Origin of the sequence: Rahnella sp. AN3-3W3 (assembly GCF_003263545.1) — a bacterium.
GTDB classification, from domain to species: Bacteria; Pseudomonadota; Gammaproteobacteria; order Enterobacterales; family Enterobacteriaceae; genus Rahnella; species Rahnella variigena.
Map to the genome: position 1 here is coordinate 21,827 of NZ_JYDG01000005.1, position 6,442 is coordinate 28,268.

Here is a 6,442-nt window from a genome sequence, read left to right on the forward strand (position 1 = left end):
CACAGCTTAAAAGGCGCGCTATGGATCAGTCCGCGCGCCCTTTTCTACTTATTCGTTAAGTTTTTTAAATAAAAAGTTTTTTAAAATCAGGCTTCTTTCGCCACCTGTGTTCGGCGAAAACACTCCGGATGGTGAGTGTTGATCAGGCCGGTAGCTTCCAGCCAGGCATACACAATTGTTGGTCCCACAAACTTAAAACCCCGCTTTTTGAGATCCTTTGAAATACGCTCGGAAAGCGCATCTTTCGTCGGAACCGGACCCACGTGCTGAATTGCCTTTCCGCCGATTTGTGCCCAAATCCACTCACCGAAATCAACGCCAGCCTGCTGCATCGCAAGATACGCGCGGGCGTTATTAATGACCGCCGTAATCTTGATGCGCGAGCGGATAATATCGGCGTTATTCACCAGCCTTTCGATGTCATCTTCAGTGAATTCAGCCACTTTCTCCGGTTCGAAATGGCTAAATGCCAGCCGCAATGCATCGCGTTTTTTCAACACAATTCGCCAGGATAATCCGGCCTGAAAACCGTCGAGCATCAGTTTTTCCCAAAGTGCCCGGCTGTCACGTACAGGTTTTCCCCATTCTTTGTCGTGATACTCAAGCATCATCGGGTCAGTTGTGCCCCACGGACAACGGATAAGGTCAGTCATAGCGAACTCCTGCAACGGATACATCCTTTATTCTAACCTGACAGGTATCAGGACGTGATAAACTTTGTCCCCGCCCTGCTAAGCGACTAAAACTCCGAAACTGATGATTTCCCTGAAGTTCATGTGTGCACGTTTTATCATTATACCCTACACTGTATGTTGTAACTAACTGGAGGGTTTATGGCGGATTATGATTTAATTGCCCGGATGAACGGTTGTTTTAACGAACTGGAACTGGCATTGCAGGATCTGGGGCATTTCCTGAGTCAGCTGGAACTATTGCAGGCGCGGGTCTTTGCGCTTCCTGAAGTTGTCAAAGGTGAAGAACATAACCCCGCAGACAAAATCATCGTGACACCCCACACCGGCGAAGCCGCGCAGCAACTGGCGTTACAGCATTTTCAGCGCCTGTTTATCCATCATAATAATGAGAATGTCAGCAGTAAATCCGCCGTACGTTTGCCCGGTGTGCTGTGTTATGCCGTTGATCCCGCAGAGCATCAGTCTGCCCTGCTCCTGATTGAAGAAGTGAACAAGCTGAAAGCCGAACTGGAACATATTGTGACGGTGGAGTCCGGCCTTGCACGCGAACAGCGTTTCGAGTTTGTGCATACACACCTTCGCGGGCTGATTACGCTCAACGCCTACCGCTCGGTGACGTATCTGACTGACCCGGATTCAGTGCGTTTTGGCTGGGCAAATAAGCACATTATTAAGAATGTCACCCGTGATGAAGTGCTGGCACAGCTGGAAAAAAGCCTGAATGCAGGACGTGCCGTTTCGCCTTATACGCGCGAACAATGGATGGAAAATATTAATCGTGAGATGAGCGATGTGAAACGTCTGCCGGAACACGCTGCGCTGAAATTTAAACGTCCGGTGAAAGTGCAACCTATCGCCCGCGTGTGGTATCGCAACAGCCAGAAACAGGTTCAACATCCCTGCCCGTTGCCGCTGATTGCTTTATGCCTGCGCTCTCCGATGATGCAGGTGCCGAAGTTAGGTGAACTGCATGATTACGATGTCACAACCATTAAGCATAAATACAAGCCGCAGTCACAGCCGCTGAGTCTGCTGATTAAGCGCCTGCATCTGTACACCGACTATCCGCTATAAACCTCAGAATGCCGCCATAAATAAGGTCCGGTTTCCCGGACCTTATTCACTATGCTTTGATGAAAAACCTTAAGCTTTCATACTGCCAACCATGGCTTCCGGACGCACCCATTCATCAAACTGTTCTTCAGTCAGATAACCGAGTTTCAGTGCAGAACCCTTGAGCGTCAGCCCATCTTTATGTGCTTTCTTGGCAATTTCAGCGGCTTTGTCATAGCCGATATGCGTATTCAGTGCCGTCACCAGCATCAGCGATTCATTCAGCAACTGAGTGATCCGGTCGCGGTTCGGTTCGATACCCACAGCGCAATGCTCATTGAAACCACGCATTCCGTCGGCCAGCAGACGCACCGATTGCAGGAAGTTATGGATCACCAGCGGACGGAAGACATTCAGCTCAAAGTTACCGGAAGCCCCGCCAATATTCACCGCGACATCGTTACCCAGCACCTGCGCGCACAGCATGGTCATGGCTTCGCACTGCGTCGGGTTCACTTTACCTGGCATGATGGAACTGCCTGGCTCGTTTTCGGGGATAGAAATTTCGCCAATACCACAACGCGGGCCGGAAGATAACCAGCGTACATCGTTGGCGATTTTCATCAGCGAGGCGGCCAGACCTTTCAGCGCCCCGTGTCCGTGAACCAGCGCATCGCAGGTGGCCAGCGCTTCGAATTTATTCGGCGACGTGACAAACGGTTGATTGGTCAGTTCCGCCAATGCTTTCGCCACGCGCACCGCATATTCCGGGTGCGTATTCAGGCCGGTTCCCACTGCGGTACCGCCCAGCGCCAGCTCGGCAATGTGCGGAATGCTGTTTTCAATGTGAGTTAAATTGTGCGCCAGCATCGCCACCCAACCGGAAATTTCCTGACCCAGCGTCAGCGGCGTGGCGTCCTGTAAATGGGTGCGGCCAATTTTGACGATGTCGCGATACGCATCCGCTTTTGCTGCCAGCGTTTTGTGCAGCACTTTCAGCTCCGGGATCAGCGTTTCACGCAGTTCGATCACCGCGGCGACGTGCATCGCGGTCGGAAACACATCGTTTGAACTCTGGCTTTTATTCACGTCATCGTTCGGGTGAACTTTACGCGCTTCGCCCCGCTCGCCACCGAGAATTTCACTGGCACGGTTTGCCAGCACTTCATTCATGTTCATATTGGTCTGAGTACCGGAACCGGTCTGCCAGATAGCCAGCGGGAATTCTGCCGGATGCTGCCCGGCAAGCACTTCATCAGCGGCGGCAATAATGGCGTTTCCGCGCTCTGCCGGCAGCAACCCCAAATCCATGTTCACACTGGCGGCCGCACGTTTGGTCAGAGCCAGCGCGTGGATCAGCGCTTCAGGCATTTTTTCAGAAGAAATACGAAAATGCTCCAGGGAACGTTGCGTTTGTGCGCCCCAAAGCTTATCTGTCGGAACATCAATTGGCCCCATTGAGTCTTTTTCAATGCGTGTTGCTGCCATTACTGTCTCCTTAGATGCTTATTACGATGATAAATCAGGTTTTTTTGCAGGTTTTTGAATGCCGCTCGCGCTCCCACGCATCCGTTGGCGACCGATCAATTATAGTGACTTATAAGGCTGGCGTATAATTCGATTCGATCTCCATACCGAAATTACGCGCTCATGGCACTTTTTGGGGCTTCGCAGTTGTAATGCCTGCTTTGGCATTGTTTACTAGGCGGCAATATTTTCTATTCAGGATGAAGCAATGCAAAAGATGCATAACGGTGTACAGAATTACGCCTGGGGCAGCAAAGACGCGCTGACCAAACTCTACGGAATTACCGACCCGCAAGACCGTCCGATGGCCGAATTATGGATGGGCGCTCACCCTAAAAGCAGTTCTCAGGTTGAGAATGCCAGCGGTCAGACCGTCTCTCTGCGTGATCAAATCAGCGCTGACCTTAACGGTCAGTTAGGGACCAAGGTCGCTAAACGTTTCGGCGAATTGCCATTCCTGTTCAAAGTGCTTTGCGCCGATCAGCCACTTTCTATTCAGGTTCACCCAAGCAAAGGTGCCGCTGAAATTGGTTTTGCGAAGGAAAATGCTGCCGGGATCCCGCTGGACGCCGCCGAGCGTAATTATAAAGATCCGAATCACAAACCTGAGCTGGTTTATGCCCTGACGCCTTTCCAGGCGATGAACGGTTTTCGTGAGTTGCGCGACATTGTTTCTTTATTGCAGCCTGTCGCAGGCGCGCATCAGCTGATCGCCAGCTTCCTGAGCTTCCCGGATGTTGACCACCTGCGTTCCCTGTTTGCCGGTTTGCTGAGCCTCGAAGGTGAAGAAAAATCCCGTGCGCTGGACGTTCTGAAATCCGTGCTCGATGATCAACACGGCGAGCCGTGGGACACCATCCGCAGTATTTCTGAATTTTATCCAGATGACAGCGGCCTGTTCTCTCCGCTGCTGCTGAACGTGATTACCTTGCAACCGGGCGAAGGCATGTTCCTGTATGCTGAAACCCCGCACGCTTACCTGAAAGGCGTTTCACTGGAAGTGATGGCGAATTCCGATAACGTGCTGCGCGCCGGTCTGACGCCAAAATACATCGATATTCCTGAATTACTGGCCAACCTGAAATTCAATGCGAAACCGGCCGCTGAATTACTCACTACGCCGGTCGTAAAAGGTGCAGAACTCAACTTCCCGATCCCTGTCGAAGATTTTGCATTTTCAATTCACAGCCTTGCTGCAGAACCGCAAACGCTGGAACAGGACAGCGCTGCTATTGTCTTCTGTATTGAAGGCCAGAGCGTTCTGGCAAAAAATGATGAAACGCTGGTGCTCAGCCCTGGCGAATCATGTTTCTTGTCTGCCGGTGAGTCTCCGGTCACGGTCAGCGGTAACGGTCGCATTGCACGGGTGTTCAATACGCTGGTGAAATGATCTGAAGCCTAAACAAAATGGGGCTAACTGCCCCATTTTGATGATTTTTTTGCTGATTCAGCTACACTCTGAAGACTAATAACGCCGTAAGGCGTTTTTTATTTTCGGGATATTTCATAAGGATAAACAGAGATATGAAGAAGTCACTAGTCGCTGTAAGCGTCATTGTAGTCCTTGGCGCGGCCTGGACAGGCGTCTCCTGGTACACGGGTAAACTGATTGAGCAGCATATGGACGAGCAGGTCGCCAATGCCAACAGCCAGCTGCAAAGCGCTTATCCGAAAGCCGGTCTCAAAGTCAGCTATGAAGATTACCAGCGCGGATTGTTCAGCAGCAAAATGCGCATCGTTCTGCGTCCGGATGCTGCCGCTGCCACCGCAGGCAGCAGTGTGCTGAAAACCGGTGACGAAATTGCCTTTATCGAAACCATCGACCACGGTCCGTTCCCTGCCGCTCAGTTGAAAAAATTCAACCTGATCCCAAGCATGGCCTCTGTTCATTCCGAACTGCAAAAAACGCCGACCGTTAAAGGCTTGTTTGATGTGACCAAAGGGAAATCCCTGGTTACCGTCGATACCCGCGTTTCTTACAGCGGCGCGAGTGCATCGGCGATTGACATCATTCCTGTGACGTACCAGAAAGACGAAAGCCAGCTGGCCTTCTCCGGCGGTACCATCAATGTAGATGTTGATAAAGACCTGACCGCCATGAAGCTTGATGCTAGTACCGACAGCATCGCGCTGACGTCTAAAAACCAGTGGGGGCAACTTGAGAAAGTGACTCTGGCCGGTTTTAGCATGGACAGCGATACCCGTCAGGGGAAATTCCAGGTGGGCGTGGGCGATCAGAACCTGACCGTGAAGCAGATCCTGGTGAACGTTGATGGCAAAGACGCCGGTTCTCTGGACAACTTCAAGCTGGTCAGCAAATTCTCAGAAAACGGCAATAACATTGGCGGTCAGCAGGATTACACCATCGATGCCCTGAAAGTTCAGGGTCAGGATTTCGGTTCTGCAAAACTGACGCTGAAGCTGGATAAACTTGATGGCGCAGCCCTGAAACAGTTTGCCGACAATTACAATCAGCAGTCACGTGAGTTGCTGATGAAGCAAGGTGAACTGGATCCTGCGGCTTATCAGCAGCAGGCCGCGGATTTACTGCTGGCAAATCTGCCGTTACTGCTTAAGGGTAATCCGACCATCAGCATTGCTCCGCTGAGCTGGAAAAACAGCAAAGGCGAAAGCAGCTTCAATCTGCTGCTGGATCTGAAAGACCCGGCTGCCACCCCGGCACAAACGCAAGATCAGATGCTGTCCCAGCTGGTGAATAAAGTGGACGCCAAACTGACGATCCCTCTGCCAATGGCGACTCAGGTGACCACTCAGGTTGCGCAGATCGAAGGCTATAATGCTGACGACGCCACTAAACTGGCTCAGCAGCAGGTTCAGGGGCTGGCGGCGATGGGTCAGATGTTTAAACTGACTACAGTGAAAGACGACACTATCACCAGCAGTTTCCATTACGCTGACAATCAGGTTGACCTGAATGGCCAGAAAATGACGTTGCAGGAATTCGCCGGGCTGTTCGGTATTCTGGGTGGGCCAGCAGCGCCAGCCCCGACGCCTGAGCAGGAATCTCCGGTAGCGCCAGCGCCCGTTCCGGCTCAGTAATCTTCTTTACTCCTCCCTCTGCGAAGGGGGAGGCTGGGAGGGGGTTTATACACGACACCTTCTGGCCTGTTCTGACCTACACCCCTCCCCAGCCTTCCCCTCGTGAG

General features: G+C 51.9%; 5 protein-coding genes. 3 read left to right on the plus strand and 2 right to left on the minus strand.

Annotation, left to right across the window (positions count from 1 at the left end; all coding sequences use genetic code 11):
* Window positions 1–86: 86 nt before the first annotated feature.
* Window positions 87–653, minus strand: coding sequence for a DNA-3-methyladenine glycosylase I (locus UC15_RS02855; RefSeq protein ID WP_112287031.1), 567 nt, complete (start codon window positions 651–653; stop codon window positions 87–89).
* A gap of 180 nt (window positions 654–833) precedes the next feature.
* On the opposite strand from UC15_RS02855, the gene tus reads away from it, so the two are divergent.
* A complete protein-coding gene (gene tus / locus UC15_RS02860; protein WP_112287032.1) occupies window positions 834–1,769 on the plus strand; it encodes a DNA replication terminus site-binding protein in 936 nt (311 codons plus the stop codon).
* A 69-nt stretch (window positions 1,770–1,838) separates the two neighbouring features.
* Here the strand turns inward: tus and fumC are convergent, their stop codons facing one another.
* Entirely contained in the window at window positions 1,839–3,236 is a 1,398-nt protein-coding gene (fumC, locus tag UC15_RS02865; RefSeq protein WP_112287033.1) for a class II fumarate hydratase, read from the minus strand.
* Window positions 3,237–3,483: 247 nt separating this feature from the next.
* Between fumC and manA the strand changes: the two genes are divergently transcribed.
* Window positions 3,484–4,665, plus strand: a complete 1,182-nt coding sequence (gene manA / locus UC15_RS02870; protein ID WP_112287034.1) for a mannose-6-phosphate isomerase — start codon at window positions 3,484–3,486, stop codon at window positions 4,663–4,665.
* A 134-nt stretch (window positions 4,666–4,799) separates the two neighbouring features.
* Complete coding sequence (locus tag UC15_RS02875) at window positions 4,800–6,335, plus strand: YdgA family protein (protein WP_112287035.1); 1,536 nt, start codon at window positions 4,800–4,802, stop codon at window positions 6,333–6,335.
* Window positions 6,336–6,442: the final 107 nt, after the last annotated feature.